The sequence below is a fragment of the Streptomyces sp. NPDC050504 genome (assembly GCF_044458065.1).
GTDB lineage: Bacteria > Actinomycetota > Actinomycetes > Streptomycetales > Streptomycetaceae > Streptomyces.
Window position 1 is genome coordinate 381385 of record NZ_JBITHO010000004.1, and the last position, 19010, is coordinate 400394.

The following is a 19010-nucleotide window of genomic DNA, read 5'->3' on the forward strand; positions in this document are numbered from 1 at the left end:
GTTACGCTGCCGAACATGACACCTCCGACGGCGACCACTCCCGCGTACCGCAGGCTCAGCGTCACCGAGCGGCGCCGCCAACTCCTCGGCGCCGCGCTGTCGCTCTTCGCGCAGCACGCCCCCGAGGACGTGTCGCTGGACGACGTCGCGGAGGTCGCGGGGGTCTCCCGGCCGCTCGTCTACCGCTACTTCCCGGGCGGCAAGCAGCAGTTGTACGAGGCGGCGCTGCGCTCGGCGGCCGACGAGCTGGAGTTGTGCTTCGGCGAGCCGCCCGCGGGGCCGCCCACCGAGCGGCTGGCCCGGGTCCTCACCCGCTACCTCGCCTTCGTCGACGAGCACGACGCGGGCTTCAGCGCGCTGCTGCGCGGCGGCAGCGTCGTGGAGACCTCGCGCACCACCTCCATCGTCGACGAGGTGCGGCGGGTGGCGGCCGAGCAGATCCTGCTGCACCTCGGGCGGCCCGACCCCGGCCCCCGGCTGCGGATGACGGCCCGCACCTGGATCGCGTCCGTCGAGGCCGCGTCCCTGATCTGGCTGGACGAGGGCAAGCGACCGCCCGCCGACGAGCTGCGCGACTGGCTGGTCGACCAGCTCATCGGGCTGCTCGCGGTCACCGCCGCGTCCGACGAGGAGACGGCGGGCGTCGTCGCCGGCATCCTGCGCCTGGAGACCGCGGACAGCCCCGTGGGCCGCCTCGCCCGCCAGGTCGTGCCCGTGGTGAGCGAGGCGGCCCACCTGCTGTGACACTGGCCGGGTGAAGAGCGAGAACACCCCCTTCGAAGGCGGCCCGCTGGACGGCCGCGTCCTGCCGGTCCTGGTCGGCCCCACCGGGCACCCGCCGAAGTGGTACGAGGTCCCCGTCCCGGACGCCGACGGCGGCCCGCCGACCGTGTACGCCTACGAGCGCGTGCCGTACGGCTACACCAAGCGCCTCGGCCTCCAGCGCGGCTGGAAGTACGCGTACGCACCCGGCGGGCGCGAGCGGCGCGAGCTGCGCTGGCCCTGGTCCAAGCCCAGGAGCGGGGCCCGCGGGGACTCCGGGCACCCCGAAGGAGGGAACCCTGGGCCGAGCGGGCAGCGCCCGGACGGGGATGCCTCGTAGGATCGGCGCACTTGTGCCGCACGGGGCCGGTGGGACCCGCCGCCCGGCGCACCGGACGGACCGGTCGGCACACCGATCCAGGGGTCGGGCACTTCCGGCCCACGAGGGGGATGCGCATGGAACCGCTGCGTCACGACGACCCGCACCAGATCGGCCCTTACCGGGCCTTGGGGCGCCTCGGGGAGACCGCGAGCACGGTGCGGTACCTCGCCGAGGGCGACGTCGCCGCGGTGGTCGTCTCCCGCGCCCGCCCCGAGCTGGCCGCGCTCCCGGCGTTCGGCCGCAGGTACGCGGCGGAGGCCAGGACCGGTGAACTCCTCGCCGGGGGCTGGGTCCAGCCGCCGCTGGCCTCCCGCACGGAGGGCGCCGAGCTGTGGACCGCGACCGGTTACGTCCCCGCCGTGACGATCGGCGAGGCCATCGCGCTCGGCGGGCCGCTGTCCGAGCGCGCGGTGCGCGTGCTGGGCGCGGGCATCGCGGAGACCCTCTCCCGGGTCCACGCGACCGGCGCCGCGCTCCAGGGGCTCGCCGCCGACACCGTGCTGCTCGCCGCCGACGGCCCCCGGCTCACCGCGTTCGGCCCGCTGGGCGCCGCGGCGTCCGCCGAGGCCCGCGAGGGCGGCCAGCTCTCCGTACGGCTCGGCTACCTGACGCCCGAGCAGGTCGCGGGCGGCCGGCCGGGCCCCGCGTCCGACGTGTTCGTGCTCGGCCTCCTCCTCGCGTACGCGGCGACCGGCACCACCCCCTTCCCGGACGCCGACGCGGAGCGCATCGCGCACGCGGAGCCGGAGCTGTCCGAGGTCCCCGAGGCGCTGCGCGGCCTGGTCGCCCGGTGCCTGGCCAAGGCCCCCGACGACCGGCCTGGCGCGGGCGAGGTCGCCGCCGAGCTGGCCCTGGAGGGCGCGGCGGCGCTGGCGACGGCGGGCTGGCTGCCGGAGCGCGTACTCGCCGCGGTCATGGAACAGGCGGCGCGGGCGGAGCGGGCCGAGCAGACCGGAGCAGCGGAAGAAGCAGAAGGAGCAGAAGGAGCAGTGAGTACGGCGGAAGCCGGGCCGCGGGACGCGGTGCCCGTGGCCGACGCGGTCTCCGACTCCGTGCCCGCCGCCGATGGCGTCGCGGTGTCGGACCTCGAACCGGTACGGGACCGGGCCACCGCCGCGCTCGGCATCCCCCGCGTCAGGCAGGAGGGCGCGGTCGAGTCCGCGACCCTGGCGCTGACCCCGGGGGCGACGCGGCAGGCGCTGCCCCTGGCGACGGAGGCTCCGGCGCCGGGGGCGCCCGCCCCGCTGCCCGCGGTCGCCCAGGCCGTTCCCGCCCAGGGGGCGGCGCCCGCCCCTGCCGAGCGGGCCGCCGCCCAGCCCGTCGCCGCCCAGCCCGTCGCCGGGCGGTTCGGTCCGGCCACGGCCGCGCCCCCGGCGCAGTTCGGCCCCGCGCCCACGCCCGTACCGACGCCCGTCCCCGCCTCCGGACCGGCCCCCGCCTCCCCCGCCGCGCCCTCCCGCCGCGCGCTGCTCTTCGGGCTCGTCGGCGGGGCCGCCGGGCTGGCCGTCGGCGGGGCGGGCGGCGCCCTGCTGACCGACGGCGAAGGCGACGGGGCCGCCGCGGCCGACGGCCCCACCGGCGAGCCGCGCCCGCGGCCTGCCGCGGCCCCGCCCGCGCCGGTCCCCGGCGTCGCTCCGGCCCCGCTCTGGCACTACCGGCACTCCGGGCCCGCGGGCCCGAACACCGTCGTCTGGCGCGACGAGGTGCTGCTCGTCGCGGACAAGGCCGCGACGACCGGCGTCGACCTGCGGACCGGGCGCAGGCTCTGGACGCAGTCGGCCGCGGCCACCGCGCACCGGCCGGTCGCAGCGGACGCGGCGCACGCCTTCGTCGTGGGGGCCGCCGAGTTCCTCTGGGTCGGCGCCCGCGACGGCGCGGTGAAGTTCCGCGTGCCGGTGCGCTCGGCGCTCACGCCGGGGGCGACGACGACGGTGCAGCAGGTCATCGCTGCCGACGGCACGACGGTCTGGTTCGCGGGGCAGACCCTGAAGGGCAGGAACAAGCGCAGCTACGTCTTCGCGTACGACACGGCCGCCCGCAAGGAGCTGTGGCGCAGCACGGTGGACAACGCGGTCGGCGCGGCGTTCCCCACGTTCCTGGCGGTGTCCGTGCGCCCCGACGGGATCGTGCTGCGGCAGGTCGCGGGCACCCTCACCCCCGTACAGAAGAACCGGGCCAAGGGGCGGGCGCTCTTCTTCCACCTGGACCGCGCGAGCGGGAGGCGGACGTGGGCCGCGTACTCGCCGGGGATCCGGCAGAACGTCGCGGTGACCGGCGACCGGGCGCGGGGCGGCGGCGCGCTGTACGCGACGGAGGGCGGCAACCTCGACGCGTACGACGCGCGCGGCGCGAAGCGCGGCTGGCGGCTCGCCACGGGGGCGACCGCGCTCGGCGCGGCGCGGGCGGACGGCACGGCGGTGTACGTGGCGAACGGCGCCGCCGAGGTGTTCGCGGTGGACGCGGCGAGCGGCCGGAGGAGGTGGCGGCAGACGACCGAGGCGCCGGGCGGCGGGCTGCCGGTGGTGACCGTGAGCGCTTCGGGCCGCACGGTGCTCGCGGTGGACGCGGCGCAGGTGACCGCGTTCGGCGCGGCGGACGGACGGCGGCTGTGGAAGTTCCAGGACGCGGGCGGGCCGGGGGCGGGCGGCGCGGGCTACCGGGCGCTGGCGGCGGGCGGCAGGCTGGTCGTCTGGCGCGGGCCGAACGTGTACGCGCTGCCGGTGGCGTGAGGTCCAGGCGCCACGCCGGGAATCGCCTCAACGAGTGAGCGCGGTGCGGCGTCTCGCCCACCCGCGAGGTGGGCGCCGCCGTACCGCCGCATCATCACCATGGGCCGGAGGGACCGGCCCGCGGGCGGAGGTGATGAGGTGTCAGGCACGGGAGCGCGGGGCGCGGACGCGGGCTCGCGGGGGCGGGCCCGGGGGCGGGGACTGCGGGTCGCGGGGGCCGCGGCGGTCGTACTGGCCGCGCTGACGGCGGCGCCCGTACCGGCGGCCGCCGAGCCCGCACCGGTCACCGCCGCCGCCGAACCCTCGTCCGTGGCGGGCCTGCTGACGCGGCTTCAGACGCTGTACCGGCAGACCGAGGAGGCCAGCGAGGCGTACAACGCGGTCGAGGAGGCGCTGAAGCGGGAGCGCGCGGCGACCGCGCGGGCAACGGGCGCGCTCACCAGGTCCCGTCTGCGACTGGCCCGCAGCAGGGGCGAGATGGGGCGCCTCGCCCGCGAGGAGTACCAGGGGCGCGTCGGCATCTCCCCGTACCTCCACCTGCTGCTCTCCCGCGACGCGCGGCGCGCGCTCGACCAGAGCCACGTCCTGGAGCGGGCGGCGCGGGCGCGCACGGCGGCGGTGGCGCGGCTGGAGCGGCGCGAGCGCGGCGAGGCGGAGCTGGCGAAGGCGGCGCGGCGCGCGCTGGACAAGCAGCAGGAGCTGGCGCGGACGGGCAAGGAGCGGCGGGACGCGGTACGGGGGCGGCTGGAGGAGGTCGAGGCGCTGCTGGCCTCGCTCACGCCCGAGCAGCTGGCGGAGGTCGCCAGGCTGGAGTCCGCGCAGCTGGCGTCCGCCCAGCGGGAACTGCTGGCGAGCGGCGCGCTGAGCGGGGAGCGGGCGCCGTCCGACGAGGGGGACGCGGCGCTGCGGTACGCGGTCGCACAGATCGGCAAGCCGTACGTGTGGGGCGCGGAGGGGCCCGGGGCGTTCGACTGCTCGGGGCTCACGTCCCAGGCGTGGGGGCGGGCGGGGCGGGCGATCCCCCGGACGTCGCAGGAGCAGTGGAAGCGGCTGCCGAAGGTGCCGCTGCGCGCCCTGCGCCCCGGTGACCTGGTGGTCTACTTCCCGAAGGCCACGCACGTGGCGATGTACCTGGGGGACGGGATGGTGGTGCAGGCGCCCCGCCCGGGGGCGCGGGTGAAGGTCTCGCCGATCGCGGCGAACCCCCTGCTGGGGGCGGTGCGGCCCGATCCGGGGGCGGGCGCGGTGGAGTCGTACGCCCCGCCGGAGCTGCCTCCCGGGGCGGGGGCGGGGGCGGACACCGGTTTCAACGGGTAGCGGCGCGGGCCCGCCCGCCGCGAGCGGGCCCGCCGCAGGCGGAAACGGCACCCCGTCGCCCGGGAACCCCGCGAAGCGGGCGCCCCCGGGCAACGGGACTAGCCCGCCACCTCCGCGAGGTACGCCGCGGTCTTCTCGGGGTCGTAGAAGTACCCCTCGAAGTCCGAGGGGTCGTTGAACCCGTTGGCGAACCGATCCGCCACCGCCTGCGCCCCGTTCCCCGCGCCCAGCAGCCCCGCCACGTGCTCCGGCAGCTCCCCGAGCATCGCGTTCGTCCACTTCGTGACGTGCCGCGCCGTCTCCCAGTACCGGTCGAACGTCGCCCGCATCCACGCCTCGTCGAACGCCCCTTCGCCCCGCTCTACGATCGCGTCGAGGTAGGCCGCCGCGCACTTCGACGCGGAGTTGGAGCCCTGGCCCGTGATCGGGTCGTTCGCGACGACCACGTCGGCGACGCCGAGCACCGCCCCGCCCCCGGGCAGCCGCCCGACGGGCGTGCGGACGGTCGGCGCGTACCGCCCCGCGAGCGTCGCGTTCGCGTCCGTCAGCTCGACCTTCGTCGCCCGCGCGTACTCCCAGGGCGTGTACTTCTCCATCAGCTCCAGCGTCAGCGCCAGGTGCTCGGCCGGGTCCTTGACGCCCCGGAAGACGTCGACGGGCCCGCCGGGCACGCCCTCCCAGAAGAGGATGTCGGCCCGGCCGGACGTGGTGAGCGTCGGCATCACGAACAGCTCGCCCACCCCGGGCACCACGTTGCAGCGGACCGCGTCGAACTCGGGGTGCTCGGGGCGCGGGCCGAGCCCGTGGACGTACGCCACGGCCAGCGCCCGCTGCGGCTCGGCGTACGGCGAGCGCGCCGCGTCCCGCGCGAACATCGACACCAGCTCGCCCTTGCCCGCCGAGACCAGTACCAGGTCGTACGTACGGGCGAAGAAGTCCAGGTCGGACACGGCCGCGCCGTGGATGACCAGCTGCCCGCCGCGCTGGGCGAACGTCTCCATCCAGCCCGCCATCTTGACGCGCTGGTCGACGGACTGCGCGAAGCCGTCGAGGCGGCCGACCCAGTCGATGGGGCGCGTGCCGTCGGGGGCGCCGACGGAGACGCCGAGGCCCTCGATCCTCGGGGCCTGCGTCTCCCAGAAGTTCAGCCCGAGGTCGCGCTCGTGCTGGAGCGCGGTGTGGAACATGCACTGGGTGGACATGACCCGCCCGGCGCGGACCTCGTCCGCCGTGCGCTGGGACATGAGGGTGACCTCGTAGCCCTTGGACTGGAGGCCGAGGGCGAGCTGGAGCCCGGACTGGCCGGCTCCGACTATGAGTATCTTCCGCATGGCGGTGGTTCTCCGTGTGCTGGTGGGTCCGTCGGCTATTCGGGGGTGGTGTCGAGCGCGCGGGCGACCAGCGCCAGCAGCGTCTCGACGACCGTGATGCGATCGCGTGCGTCCATGATCAGCACGGGCACGTGCGGCGGTACGGTCAGCGCCTCGCGCACGTCCTCGGCCTCGAACCTCTCCGTACCCTCGAAGTGGTTGACGGCAACCACGTACGGCAGTTCGCAGCTCTCGAAGTAGTCGAGCGCGGGGAAGCAGTCCGCGAGGCGGCGCGTGTCGGCGAGCACCACGGCGCCCACCGCGCCGCGCACCAGGTCGTCCCACATGAACCAGAAGCGCTGCTGGCCCGGCGTGCCGAAGAGGTACAGCACCAGGTCGTCGTCGAGCGTGATCCGGCCGAAGTCCATCGCGACGGTCGTGGTGAGCTTGTCGGGCGTCGCGGCGAGGTCGTCGGTCTCCTCGCTCGCCGTCGTCATCAGCGCCTCGGTGCGCAGCGGCGTGATCTCGGAGACGGAGCCGACCAGCGTGGTCTTGCCCACGCCGAAGCCGCCCGCGACGACGATCTTCGTGGAGATCGGTGCGCGGTCGGTCTCCAACTCCCAGGCGCGCGGGGTGCCTTCGTCGGCCACGGCGGCCGGCGGCCCGTCCGTGGCGCGCTGTTGGGGCACGGCATCCGGCACCCGTTCCCGCGTCCTGCCGACCTCAGAGCCGACGGAGTCCACTGAGCACCCTTTCGAGCAGTGCGCGGTCGGGACGTCCCTCGCCGTGCCCGGTCCCGTACACACGGATCTTTCCCTGGTCGGCGAGGTCGCTGAGGAGCACCCGGACCACGCCGAGCGGCATCTTCAGCAGCGCGGAGATCTCGGCGACCGTGCGCATGCGGCGGCACAGCTCGACGATGGCGGCCATCTCCGGCATCGTCCGCCGCTCCCCGCCGGTCAGTTCGCCGCGGACGGCGGGGGCCTCCAGCGCGCCGACGAACGTCTCGACGAGCAGGACGCGGCCCGCCCTGGTGCGGCCGCCGGTGAGCGAGTACGGGCGCACCCGCGCGGGCCTGCGCCCCTCGCCGCGCACCGGGAGGCCGGGGAAGGCAGGGGTCACCTGTCCCCCTCCAGCTCCATGGACTTCCGCAGTTCGCTGCGGAGTTCGGGCGTCAGGACGTGTCCCGCGCGGCCGACGAAGAGCGCCATGTGGTACGCGACGACGCTCATGTCGCAGTCCGGCGCGGCGTGCACCCCGAGCAGCGATCCGTCGCTGATCGACATGACGAAGACGCTGCCCCGGTCCATCGCGACCATGGTCTGTTTGACACCGCCGCCGTCCATCAGCCTGGCCGCGCCGACGGTGAGGCTGGCGATGCCGGAGACGATGGTGGCGAGGTCGGCGCTGGAGCCCCGGGGCCCGTCGCGCCGTCCGCCGGGCGCCTGTTCGGCGTTCTCCGCCGGGCGCTCGGCGCGCCGTTCGGCGTGCGTCGGGTCGGAGGAGAGCAGCAGCAGTCCGTCGGACGAGACGACCGCGACCGAGTGGACCCCTGGCACCTCCTCGACGAGGTTGCTCAGCAGCCAGTGGAGATTCTGGGCTGCGTTACTCAGTCCGAACGTGCTGGGCGCAGTCAACTGCGTGCCTCCTCGACACTGTCCCCCGCGTCCTCGGTCAGTTGCTTCTCTGATCCTGCCACTGCTGGTGCTGCTGTTGACGCTGCCGCCGCCGTCTCCGACAGTTCCGCTTCGACGTCGCGCCTGCCGTCCTTGGCTCCCTGGTGGAAGCCGCCGAGGCGGCGGCGCAGTTCCTCCGCGTCGATGCCGCCGCGGCCCCGCTCCGGGGCGTCGGCCGGTTTGGTGATCCTGGGGGTGCGCTTGGGCAGCCCCTTGTCGGTCAGGCGCTCGCCCGTCGCCCCGTCGACGGCGGGCGCGGGGGCGGCCGGCTCGACGGTCTCGGCGGTCTCAGCGGTCTCGGCGGCCTGTTCCGCGACGGTCTCGGTGGCCTGTTCCGTGGCAGTCCCGGCGGCCTGTTCCGCGGCGGTCGCATCGGCGCCGGCGGGCGCGGCCTCGGCGGGCGCTTCCCCCGTGGCCCCGTCGGCGCGCTCGTGGGTGTCGGGGCCTATCGCGTACGGGTCGGGGCGGCGCACCTGGAGGGTGGTCTCGGGGTCGCCGGGCGCGCCGCGGGGCGGCAGCGCGTTGGAGTTGGCCTCCGCGACCGAACCGGGCAGGTTCACCGGGGCCGGGGGCTCGGCGAGGGCCGCGGCGGCGACGACCGCGACGGGCGACGGCGTGGCGGGCGGGGCCGTGGGGAGCAGGGTGCCGGGGAGCACGACGACGGCCGTGATGCCGCCCTGCTTCTGGTCGCGCAGCTCGACGCGGACGCCGTGCCGGGCCGCGAGGAGCGCGGTGACGCGGATGCCCAGGCCCTCGCCCTTCGGGTCGACGGCCCCTTCGGGGTCGGCGAGGCGGGCGTTCAGCTCGGCCAGCCGCTCCCCCGCCATGCCGATGCCCTCGTCCTGGACGGAGAGCATCACGTCGCCGCTCTCCAGCAGCCAGCCGGAGAGCTTGACGCGGGAGTCGGGCGGCGAGAAGGCGGTGGCGTTCTCCAGCAGCTCCGCGAGGAGGTGGCTGAGGTCGTCCGCGGCGAACCCGGCGACCTGGGCGTGCGGCGGCAGGGACTGGATGTCGACCCGCTCGTACCGCTCGATCTCGCTGACCGCCGCGCGCAGGACGTCCACCAGCGGGATCGGCCCCGCGTGGCCGTGCTGGTGCTCGGTGCCCGCGAGGACCAGCAGGTTCTCGCTGTGGCGGCGCATGACCGTGGCGAGGTGGTCGAGCTTGAAGAGGGTGGAGAGGCGCTCCGGGTCCTGCTCGCGCTCCTCCAGCTTCTCGATGATGGAGAGCTGGCGCTCGACGAGGCCGAGCGAGCGCAGGGAGAGGTTGACGAAGCTGTGGTGCACGGTGTCGCGCAGCTTGGTGAGCTCGACGGTCAGCTCGGTGGTGCGGCGCCTGAGCTCGGCGCGCTGCTCGGAGAGTTCGGCGGTGAGCGCGGTGCGCTCCGCGACGACGACGGTGCGGTCGGCCTCGACGCGCTCGGCGCGCGAGGAGAGGGTCGCGAGCTTGCCCTGGAGCGCGTTGAGCGACCGTACGACCTGGGCGAACTCGTCGTTGCGGCCGGTGAAGCGGATCTGCTCCTCGGCCTTGGGGTCGGGCGCGGCCGCGAGCCTGGCGGCGCCGATGCGCAGCACCGCGAGGGGGCGGGTGAGGGTGCGGGCGGTGGCGGTGGAGACGCCGATCGCCAGCAGCAGGCAGCCGCCGAGGAGCGCGATGCGCAGTTCGAGGTCGGTGACGGCGTCGTCGCGCAGCGCCTCGATGCGCTGGACCTGGGCGGCGCCGATGGTCGACTGGACGCCGCGCATCCGGTCGGTGCGGGCCGAGAGCGCGGCGGCCAGCTTGTCGGGGGCGGTCTTCAGCTCGTCCCCGGTGAGGGTGGGCCGGTCGGTGAGCTGGGCGAGGAAGCGCTCGGCCGCGTTGACCTCGGGGCCCGCGACGGTGGACTCCAGGGAGTCGCGGTCGGCGGCGGACGCGGCCTGGTCGAAGTCGGCGAGGAAGGCCAGCTCGCGGACGCGGGCCTGCTGGGCGGCGGCGGTGAGGGCGCCGCGCGCGCGGTCGGCCTCGCTGTCGCCGTTCTCGCTGTTTCCGCCGTTCTCGCCGTTTTCGCCGCTCTCGACGCGCCGGCCGGTGACCGGGTCGTACTCCGGTTCGTCCGCCTTCTCCGCACGGGGCACGGAGAGCGCGGCCAGGAGCAGTCCGCCGGTGGCCGACGCCTGTTCGACGGCGTGGCCGAGGTCGGCGGGGGCGCGGCCCAGGCGGGCGCCGGACGACGCGTTGGCCGCCGGGGTGCGCTCGGCGAGGTCGTCGGCGATGCGGTGGAGCTTGCCGATGACGTCGGAGTACGCCTTGTGGGCTTCGAGCGCGGTGCCCTTGCCGGTGAGGGCCGTGCGGCGGACGGAGGCGACGGTGGCCAGTTCGCGGCGCAGCTCGGCGGGGGCTTCGGGGCGGATCTCGTCGATCTGCCGGTCGACGCGGGTGGAGCGGGCGTCGGTGAGCTTTCCGTCGCCGTCGGCGCGGCCCGCCGCGATGTACGCGGTGATCTCGTCGCGCTCGTCCGCGAGGGAGTGCGCGAGGGTGAGGGCCTGCTGGTTGAGCTCGGCGAGGGTGACGAGGTTCTGGGCGTCCTTGAGGTCGCCGGACGCCGTGAGGACCGCGGGGGTGCCCGCGCCGATGACGACGAGTCCCACGGCGGCGACGGAGGCGACGAGGCGGGTGCGGACGCGGCGCGCCCTGCCGGGGCTCTCGGCGCCTGGGCTTTCGGTGCTACCCGTGGTTTGGGGGGAGCCGGTCTGGGGGGCGTCGTTGCCCCGCGGCCGCTTCTTCTGCACCGATGCTCGCAATCTCGACTAGTCCGCCCTTCAGCAGAGGTGACGCTCGGTCATGTGAGCCCGCCCCTGGTGCGTCTGGCACGGCTTCAGACCATTCCAGTGCTTTTGGGAGGGCAATGCACGATGACCGTTCCACCACCCGAACGAGTGAACAACAATCGTGAGTTGACGATCAAGCCGTCGTGGCGGGGTCGCGGGGTGCCGGTTGGAACTTCCGCGCGGGCTTTGGCAGGATGCCCGCCCGCAGTACGGAACCCTGGTGTTCTCCGGCCCGTCGAACGGCCGTGACCTGCTGGTACGGGCCATTTCACGTGCCGTGTGGGCGCCGTGGAGACGTCGTGCAGACTGGCTGCCATGCGCATCGAACAGACCACCGCACCGGGCACTGTCGAACGCCCCAACGAAGACTGGACCGGAACCGCCATCCCCGCTTCTGGCCAGGGAGGAACACTCGTCGTTCTCGACGGGGTGACGCCGCCGCGGGGAGACGACGGATGTGTGCACGGAGTCCCCTGGTTCACGGCGCGGCTGGGCGGCGCGCTGCTGGAACTGTCCGGTTCGCACCGGAACCTGACGCTGGCCGAGATTCTCTCCGCGGGGATCGCGCGGACGGCGGCGGCGCATGCGGAGACCTGTGACCTTTCTCACGTACGCACTCCTCAGGCAACCGTGGTGATCGCGCGCTGGGACGCGGAGGAGGTGGAGCACCTGGTGCTCTCGGACTCGGCGCTGCTCCTTGAGTCGCCGTCGGGCGAGGTGCTCCCGGTCCTGGACGACCGCCTGGACCGCGTGCCGCGGGAGGCCCTGCGGACGGCGGAGGCCACGGACGAGACGCTGCGCAACAAGGAGGGCGGCTTCTTCACCGCGGCGGCGGATCCCGGGGTGGCCGCGAGGGCCGTGACCGGCCGTACGCCGCGCGCGGAGGTCCGCGCGCTCCTGGCCCTGACGGACGGCGCGACGCGCTGGACGGAGGTCTTCGGGGCGGGCGACTGGAGCGAGCTGCTGGGGGTCGTGAAGAAGGAGGGGGCGGAGGCGCTGGTCGCGCGGGTGCGGGAGCTGGAGGAGACCGGAGGCCACCCGGGGAAGCGCCACGACGACGCGACGGTGGTGTGGGCGGAGCTCTAGGGGGCGGCCCACCGGGGACCCCGCGGCCCAGGGACGCCGTTACCCCGGGGCGGCGGGGTCCCGGGGCAGCGGGGTCCCTGGGCGGGCCAGGGCAACGGCACCAGGGCAACGGGGCCCGGGAGCGCGCCCCCCCTACTCCTCCGCCTCCCCCGCGTTCAGCTGCCGCAGCAGCCTCGCGAGCTCCGCGACCTCTCCCTTGTCCCACCCCGCGAGCTTGCGCATGTACCGCGACCGCCGCGCGCTCCGCACCCGGCCGAACCGCTCGCGCCCCTCCCCCGTCAGCCGCACGAGCGACGCGCGCCCGTCCGCCGGGTCGGGTTCCCTGGTCACCAGGCCCAGCTCCTCCAGCGCCCGCAGCTGGCGGCTCATCGTCGCCTTGCCGACCCCGAAGTACCCGGCCAGGTCCGTCGCCCGCTGGGCACCCGCCTCCTCCAGCCGGACCAGGAGGCCGTACGCGGCGGGCTCCAGCTCCGGGTGGAGCTCGCGCGCCATCTCCCCGGACGACGCCCGCGCGCGGCGCAGGAAGACGGCCAACTCCCGTTCCAGGGTCAGGAATTCCTGGTTCACACCACTCCCGACCCCAACCGGAGGTTCACCCTCACTTCCGCTTCCGTGCACGTCAGCACCCCTCACACGCTTTCCCGATCCTGAAAGTTTCTTCCCGCGCCACTCATCACCGCAGCTCGGCCAGTATTTCGCAGGAGTAGACCAACGGCGGAAACCTGCCCCTCTTCCGCCACCCGGGTCTACGTGCGTAGCGTCGTACATGACATGTCCACACCATTACATGTCGACCGGCCGTCAGGCTGCCCCAGAGCACGTCCCGGATCAGCTCCCCAGCTCCCCCCACCGAGGCCCCGGAGGCACGAACATGCCCGCGCTCAGACCAGCCACCGCCCCCCGCACCCGCGACCGCGCTCCCTCCCGCACCCGCGTCGGCGCCCTCGCGGCCGCCGCCCTCCTCGCACCCCTCCTCGCGCTCCCCGCCACCGCGCACGCCGCCGACCCGGACTCCGGCGCCGCGAAGGCCGCGACGTGGCCCGCCCGCGGCTCCGCCCACCTCGGCACGGGCGTGGTGAAGCACGACGGGCAGGGCGGGCTGCCGCGCGACACCCGCGCCGAGCAGACCGAGGGCGTCGACGTCTCCAGCCACCAGGGCAACGTCAACTGGTCCGGCCTGTGGAGCAGCGGCGTGAAGTGGGCCTACGTCAAGGCGACCGAGGGCACGTACTACAAGAACCCGTACTTCGCGCAGCAGTACAACGGCTCGTACAACGTCGGCATGGTCCGCGGCGCGTACCACTTCGCCACCCCCGACACCTCCACCGGCGCCGCCCAGGCCGACTACTTCGTCAACAACGGCGGCGGCTGGTCGCGCGACGGCAGGACGCTGCCCGGCGCGCTGGACATCGAGTGGAACCCGTACGGCGCGGCCTGCTTCGGCAAGTCGCAGTCGGCGATGGTCGGTTGGATCGCCGACTTCCTGAACCGCTACAGGGCCCGCACCGGCCGCGACGCGGTGATCTACACCGCCACCAGCTGGTGGACCCAGTGCACCGGCAACTACGGCGGCTTCGGCGCCACCAACCCGCTCTGGATCGCCCGCTACAACACCACGCCCGGCACGCTGCCCGCGGGCTGGGGCTACCAGACGATGTGGCAGTACACCTCGTCCGGTCCGATCGTCGGCGACCACAACAAGTTCAACGGCGCCCTCGACCGCGTCGTCGCCCTCGCCAACGGCTGAGCGGACGCCCGCACGGGAACGCGAAGGACCCCCGGCGCACGGGCGCCGGGGGTCCGACCACTTCGACCCACTTCACCAACGGGTCAGTTGCAGGCGTCCGCGGGGCGCTCGCGCGTCACCAGGTTGGTGCGTCCCGTCGTACCGTCGAGCCACACCACCTGCGTGCCCCCGGCGGCCGTCGGCCAGAGCTGCTCGCCGCGGTTGCAGGAGAAGCGGACCTTGCTGGAGCCGTCGGGCGCGATCTGCCACAGCTTGGACAGCGTCTCGTTGCGGTAGACGGTGTCGGGCGTCGTGGAGGCGACCGTGACCGCCTCGTCGGAGGCCGTCAGCTCGTAGCCGTACAGCGCGTCGGACTTGTGCTCCGAGCTGATGTCGGACGGCTCGGTGCCGTTCAGCTTGGCGCGGCGCACCGCCACCTGGCCCTCGTCGTTCGGGTTCTCGTCGACGGTCCAGAAGACGTTGCTGCCGTTGATCGCGGTCTGGCCGATGCTCTGCGGCTCGCCCAGCTGGCCCGCGAGCGCGGTCTTCTTGGTGGCCAGGTCGTAGACCTCGGTGCCGAGCAGGTAGTCGGTCGTGCCCGGGTACAGCTTGGCGTACGCGATCTTGCCGTTCTTGATCGAGGGCAGCGCGGTGCCGAGGTAGTACTTGCCGCCGTCGACCCAGGTGGGCTCGCGGTCGCCCGGCTTCAGGTAGCCGACGTGGCGGCCGCCGAACGGGTCGCTGGTCTCCAGCACGACCACGCCGTTCTCCACCCGCAGGCCCTGCACGTTGGCGTACGCGGTGTACAGCTTGGTGGTCGGGCCGCCGGTGATGCGGCGCGAGAGCACGTCCACGCTGGTCGTGCCGTACGCGGCCCAGACGACCGTCTTGCCGTCGGTCGCCGGGTAGACGTGGTAGCGCCCGTCGTTGGGGCTGATCAGCTTGGGCGCGCCCGCGCCGTCGGTGCGGCCCGCGTAGACGGAGTACGGCTCGGAGCCGTCGTCGTTGGACTGCGAGGCCGCCCACCAGCCGCCGCCCGCGCCGAGGCCGGTGCCGCTGGTGTTGACCGAGCCGAGCAGGGTGTCGGTGTCGACGCCCAGGGCCTCCTCCCAGCCGGGGACGATGCCGTGGGTGTTGAAGGACCGCTTGACGACGTTGAGCTGCTTCGCCGTGAAGTTCAGGTCCTTGGCCGCGGCGATCACCGCGTTGCGGGCCTCGGTGAAGCCGTCCAGCGGCGTCATGTAGTCGGCCAGCGCCTTGTAGACGACCCTGTCGGCGAGCACGGTGTCGCCGAGGTCCTGGCGGATGTCCCACAGCGCGCCGGAGAAGATCGTGGAGTTGCGGTGCACCGCGCCGTTGTCGCCGTCGTCGAAGGTCGTCCCGAGGAACGTCTTCGACGTGGTGCGCCCGTCGTTGAGGTTGCGGAAGGCGCAGTCGGCGGGCTTGGTGGTGCGGCAGAGGTCCTCGCCGATGAAGCCGGAGGCCGGGTCGGACATCGGGATGCCGGACGCCTCGACGTCGATGGCGTTGCCGAAGTAGTCGGCGACCGCCTCGTTGAGGGCGCCGGACTGGCCCGCGTACACCAGGTTGGCGGTGTGCTCGACGACGCCGTGCGTCATCTCGTGGCCCACCACGTCGAGGTCGGCGGAGAGCGGCTTGTACTCCTCGTCGCCCGAGCCGTACACCATCTTCTGGCCGTCCCAGAAGGCGTTGACGTAGCCCTGGCCGAACTCGGTGACGCCCACGAGGGAGTTGACCGTCATGCCGCGGCCGTCGAGGCCGTCGCGGCCGAGCCGGTCCTTGTAGAAGTCGTAGACCTCGCCCGCGGCCCAGTGCGCGTCCACGGCGCCGGACTCGGTGTGCTCCTTGCCCAGTTCGAGCGCGGGCGAGGTGAACTCCTTGAGCCCGCTGGGCCAGCGGCCCGAGACCTCGCTGACGTCGCGGCCGCGCGCGTCCCAGGTGGTGAGGGCGTTCTTGCTGGTGCCCGCCATGCGCGCGTAGTCGATCAGGTCGTACGCGCCCTTGGACTTGTTGTAGTACAGGTTCAGCGGCACCTTGGCACCGCTGAGCAGGGTGCCCTCGCCCTCGATGCTCGGCGAGTCGGCGACGGCCCCGAGCCCGGCCCTCGTCCGGTCGGCCTTCGTCCGCGCGGCGGCCTTCGCCCTGCCCTGCGCGGCGTGCGGCGCGCCGATCGTCTTGATGCCGCTGTACTGGAGCACGGGGTAGCCGGCGTCCGCGTCGACGTACACCTGCTGGATCACGGGCGCGCCGGTGATCGGGTGGGTGCCGCGCACGGTCACCTGGTAGGTGAGGACGCCCTCGCCGCGCGGGACGACCACGAGGCCCGCGGCGGTGCCGCTGAGCGCGGCCGCCTTGGCGGACTTGGCGCCCTCCTTGCGCACGGCGTCGGCCTTGCTCAGCGACTTGGTCGCGCCGAGGCGGGCCGCGGTGGCGCTGACCGCGCGGCGCACCGCCAGGTCCTCGCTGACCTTCGGCGTGGTGTCGGCGGTGAGGCCCGTGAAGTACTTGCCCGAGGTGCCGGTGACGACGCGCTTCCCGGCCTTCTTCTCCATGCGGACGACGTACTGGCCGCCGAGCACGGGGACGCCCTTGTGCCGCTGCTGGAGCCGTACGGTCTCCTCCGCGCCGCGCACGGTGGTGCGCAGCGGGACGAGGTCGCCCCTGGCGTCCTCGATCTTGTAGCGGCTCTCCTTGGCGGCGAGGTGGCCGCGGGCCGCGTCGGCCGGCGCGGCCTTGGCGTCCACGGCCTCGCGCAGCCCGTCGACGAGCGCGGGCGTCGCGGTCTCGGTGCCCGGGACGATGTCTCCCGGCGGTACGGGCGCGGCGGTGGTGGCCGCCTGTGCCGGAAGCGCGGTCACGGCGAGCGCGGTGGCGCCCAGCAGGGCCGCAGCCCCGGATATGCCGCGTCTGACTGTTTTGTGCTTGCGCACGAAACCCCTCCCACGTGCTGCTCAAGCCTGGCGGTGGTCATGGTCATGCAACCTTCCGGGGGGTCGGGCGATCAATGTTGCGACCGTGTTGACAAGTGGACACGCCCACTTGTGTGGCTCCTGAATGCAAGGTGAGAATCCCGTCATGAACGAGGGGGAACTGCACACACTGGGCCTGGGGGAGGCCGAAGAACGGACCTACGAGGCGCTGCTCAGGGAACAGGGCGACACGACAGGCCAGTTGGCCGCCCTGCTGGGACTCTCGGAGGAGGACGTGGACCACGCGCTCGACCGGCTCGTGGCCCACGGCTTCGCGCTGCCCGATCCGACGGCACAGCTGCCCAGACCAGCCGCTCCTGCCGCCGCGATCCGCACGCTCATCCACCGGCGCCAGGCCGAACTCCATCTGAAATCAGCCGAATTGGAACGGCTACGAATGACCGCCGACCAACTGGCCGGACGCCTGATGTCCGGCTCGCCCGCCGCGGCGGAGGACGGAATAGAGGTGGTGACCGGGCCCCGGGCGATCGGGGAGCGCGCCGAGTACCTGCTGGCGTCCGCGGAGCGCGAGGTGGCGATCCTGGACCGGCCTCCCTACATCAAGGGGAGTGCGGAGGAAGGGAGTTCGCGCGCTCCGGGACTGGACATAGGGGCGCTGCTCGACCGGGGGGTGGAGGTGCGCACCGTCATCGACCGCGAGGGCCTGGCCTTCCCCGGCCGGATGGCCTCGCTGACCGGGCTCGTCGAGCAGGGCCTGCGGGCGCGGGTGAGCACCGGCGTCCCGACGAAGCTCATCGCGGTGGACCGCCGGGTGACGCTGCTGCCGCCCTCCGACGCGACGGATCCCACGGCCACGGCGCTGGTGATCGGGGACACGCTGCTGCGGAACGCGCTGCTGCCGTTGTTCGAGACGGTGTGGGAGCGGTCCACCCCGCTCGGACGCGCGGGAGGCCCCGCGGAGCCCGGTGACGAACTGCCGGGTCCGGAGCGGGAGTTGCTCGGGCTGCTCGCGTCGGGACTGAAGGACGAGGCGATAGCGCGACGGCTGGGGGTGCACGTGCACACGGCTCGGCGCCGGATCAGCCGGCTGCTGGACCACCTGGGGGCCGAGACCCGCTTCCAGGCGGGCGCCCAGGCGACGCTGCGGGGGTGGTTGCACTTCTAGGAACGGCGCGGCGCGGGGTGGGGCGGCGCGGGGCGGGGTGGCTCGCCGCCCCGCCCTCGCGCGGTTCCCCGCGCCCCTTCCGGGGGCGCGGGACCCCGTACCAGGACACCCCACCCCAAAGCAACGCTTCCATCCACCGCGTCACCTGGTTAAGGATGGACGCCATGCGCAAGATCCGAACGATCACCGGGGTGCTCACCGCCCTCGCCCTGGCCACCGCCACCGCGGGCTGCACCACGGCCTCGTCCGCATCCCAGCACCCGGGCGCCCGCGGGAAGCAGCAGCCCCGCCCCACCCAGTCCGCCGCGGTCTCCGCTACCGCCACCGTCCCCGCCGTGGGCGTGCTCGTGGACGACGACCCGGAGAACGAGGGCGAGCACTGGTGCTCGGCCAGCGTGGTCGACAGCCCCCGGGGCAACGTCGTGGCGACCGCCGCCCACTGCGTGTACGAGCACAAGCGCTACGCCGCCGACTTCAGCTTCGCCCCCTCCTTCTCGGGCCGGGGCAAGGGCACCGCCCCGTACGGCACCTGGCGGGTGACGAAGGTCGAGGTGGACCCGCGCTGGCGCGCGGACGGCGACGACTCGGAGGCGTACGACTACGCCTTCCTGACCCTCGCCCCCGACGCCAAGGGCCGCAGCGTCCAGGAGGTCGTCGGCGGCCTGGCCCCGGACTGGGCGTCGGGGCCCGAACGCCGCGTGACCGTCTTCGGCTACCCGGGCCCGGACCACAACCCGACCAACCGCCCGATCATGTGCACGACCGACACGGCCAGGGACGAGGACCTGGCCGCGATGATCCGGATGGAGTGCGCGGGGTTCTTCGACGGGACGAGCGGCGGCCCGTGGCTGGCGGACTACCGCGCCCCCGACGACCGGGGCCGCCTCATCGGCGTGATGAGCGGCGGCGACACGGACAGCGAGTCCACGGCCGTGCTCTTCGACGCGCACGCCAAGGGCCTGTACGAACGGGCCGCGGGGGGCCGGGGGGGGCCCCGCCCCCCCCGGGCCCCCGCCCCCCCCCCCCCCGGGGGCCGCCCCCCCCCCCCGCCCCCCCCCCCCCACCACCCACCCCCCCCCCGCCCCCCCCGGGGGGGCCC

At 74.4% G+C, this 19010-nt stretch carries 15 protein-coding genes; 8 read left to right on the plus strand and 7 right to left on the minus strand.

What is annotated here, in order from left to right; translation table 11 throughout:
* Positions 1-15 precede the first annotated feature (15 nt).
* The 4 genes from ACIBNE_RS16995 (at position 16) to ACIBNE_RS17010 (ending at position 5190) form a co-directional block, all read left to right on the plus strand.
* Entirely contained in the window at positions 16-744 is a 729-nt protein-coding gene (locus ACIBNE_RS16995; protein ID WP_399272173.1) for a TetR/AcrR family transcriptional regulator, read from the plus strand.
* A gap of 10 nt (positions 745-754) precedes the next feature.
* A complete protein-coding gene (locus ACIBNE_RS17000) occupies positions 755-1102 on the plus strand; it encodes a hypothetical protein (RefSeq protein ID WP_399272175.1) in 348 nt (115 codons plus the stop codon).
* A gap of 116 nt (positions 1103-1218) precedes the next feature.
* On the plus strand, positions 1219-3873 hold the full coding sequence (locus ACIBNE_RS17005) for a PQQ-binding-like beta-propeller repeat protein (RefSeq protein WP_399272177.1): 2655 nt from the start codon (positions 1219-1221) through the stop codon (positions 3871-3873).
* 138 nt (positions 3874-4011) lie between these two features.
* A complete protein-coding gene (locus ACIBNE_RS17010; protein WP_399272178.1) occupies positions 4012-5190 on the plus strand; it encodes a C40 family peptidase in 1179 nt (392 codons plus the stop codon).
* 98 nt (positions 5191-5288) lie between these two features.
* Here ACIBNE_RS17010 and ACIBNE_RS17015 read toward each other — a convergent pair whose 3' ends face one another.
* The 5 genes from ACIBNE_RS17015 to ACIBNE_RS17035 form a co-directional block, all read right to left on the minus strand.
* The gene (locus ACIBNE_RS17015; RefSeq protein WP_399272180.1) at positions 5289-6521 is read right to left on the minus strand and encodes a styrene monooxygenase/indole monooxygenase family protein; all 1233 of its coding nucleotides are present in this window, start codon (positions 6519-6521) and stop codon (positions 5289-5291) included.
* 35 nt (positions 6522-6556) lie between these two features.
* A complete protein-coding gene (locus ACIBNE_RS17020; protein ID WP_399272951.1) occupies positions 6557-7150 on the minus strand; it encodes a GTP-binding protein in 594 nt (197 codons plus the stop codon).
* A 73-nt stretch (positions 7151-7223) separates the two neighbouring features.
* Positions 7224-7622, minus strand: coding sequence for a DUF742 domain-containing protein (locus ACIBNE_RS17025; RefSeq protein ID WP_399272182.1), 399 nt, complete (start codon positions 7620-7622; stop codon positions 7224-7226).
* Complete coding sequence (locus ACIBNE_RS17030) at positions 7619-8137, minus strand: roadblock/LC7 domain-containing protein (RefSeq protein ID WP_399272184.1); 519 nt, start codon at positions 8135-8137, stop codon at positions 7619-7621. Before ACIBNE_RS17030 ends, ACIBNE_RS17025 begins: the two co-directional genes overlap by 4 nt.
* The gene (locus tag ACIBNE_RS17035) at positions 8134-10944 is read right to left on the minus strand and encodes a nitrate- and nitrite sensing domain-containing protein (RefSeq protein ID WP_399272186.1); all 2811 of its coding nucleotides are present in this window, start codon (positions 10942-10944) and stop codon (positions 8134-8136) included. The genes ACIBNE_RS17030 and ACIBNE_RS17035 overlap by 4 nt, the downstream gene beginning before the upstream one ends.
* 354 nt (positions 10945-11298) lie before the next feature.
* Between ACIBNE_RS17035 and ACIBNE_RS17040 the strand changes: the two genes are divergently transcribed.
* Positions 11299-12069, plus strand: coding sequence for a hypothetical protein (locus ACIBNE_RS17040; RefSeq protein ID WP_399272188.1), 771 nt, complete (start codon positions 11299-11301; stop codon positions 12067-12069).
* 132 nt (positions 12070-12201) lie between these two features.
* Here ACIBNE_RS17040 and ACIBNE_RS17045 read toward each other — a convergent pair whose 3' ends face one another.
* The gene (locus tag ACIBNE_RS17045; protein ID WP_399272190.1) at positions 12202-12687 is read right to left on the minus strand and encodes a MarR family winged helix-turn-helix transcriptional regulator; all 486 of its coding nucleotides are present in this window, start codon (positions 12685-12687) and stop codon (positions 12202-12204) included.
* A gap of 253 nt (positions 12688-12940) precedes the next feature.
* Between ACIBNE_RS17045 and ACIBNE_RS17050 the strand changes: the two genes are divergently transcribed.
* Entirely contained in the window at positions 12941-13816 is an 876-nt protein-coding gene (locus ACIBNE_RS17050) for a lysozyme (protein WP_399272191.1), read from the plus strand.
* Between the two features lie 83 nt (positions 13817-13899).
* Here the strand turns inward: ACIBNE_RS17050 and ACIBNE_RS17055 are convergent, their stop codons facing one another.
* On the minus strand, positions 13900-16746 hold the full coding sequence (locus tag ACIBNE_RS17055) for a M4 family metallopeptidase (RefSeq protein ID WP_399272193.1): 2847 nt from the start codon (positions 16744-16746) through the stop codon (positions 13900-13902).
* Between the two features lie 145 nt (positions 16747-16891).
* On the opposite strand from ACIBNE_RS17055, the gene ACIBNE_RS17060 reads away from it, so the two are divergent.
* Both ACIBNE_RS17060 and ACIBNE_RS17065 read left to right on the plus strand, forming a co-directional pair.
* Complete coding sequence (locus ACIBNE_RS17060; protein ID WP_399272195.1) at positions 16892-17911, plus strand: hypothetical protein; 1020 nt, start codon at positions 16892-16894, stop codon at positions 17909-17911.
* A 164-nt stretch (positions 17912-18075) separates the two neighbouring features.
* Positions 18076-19010, plus strand: a 935-nt coding sequence (locus ACIBNE_RS17065) for a trypsin-like serine peptidase (RefSeq protein WP_399272197.1), incomplete at its 3' end; no start/stop codon positions are given.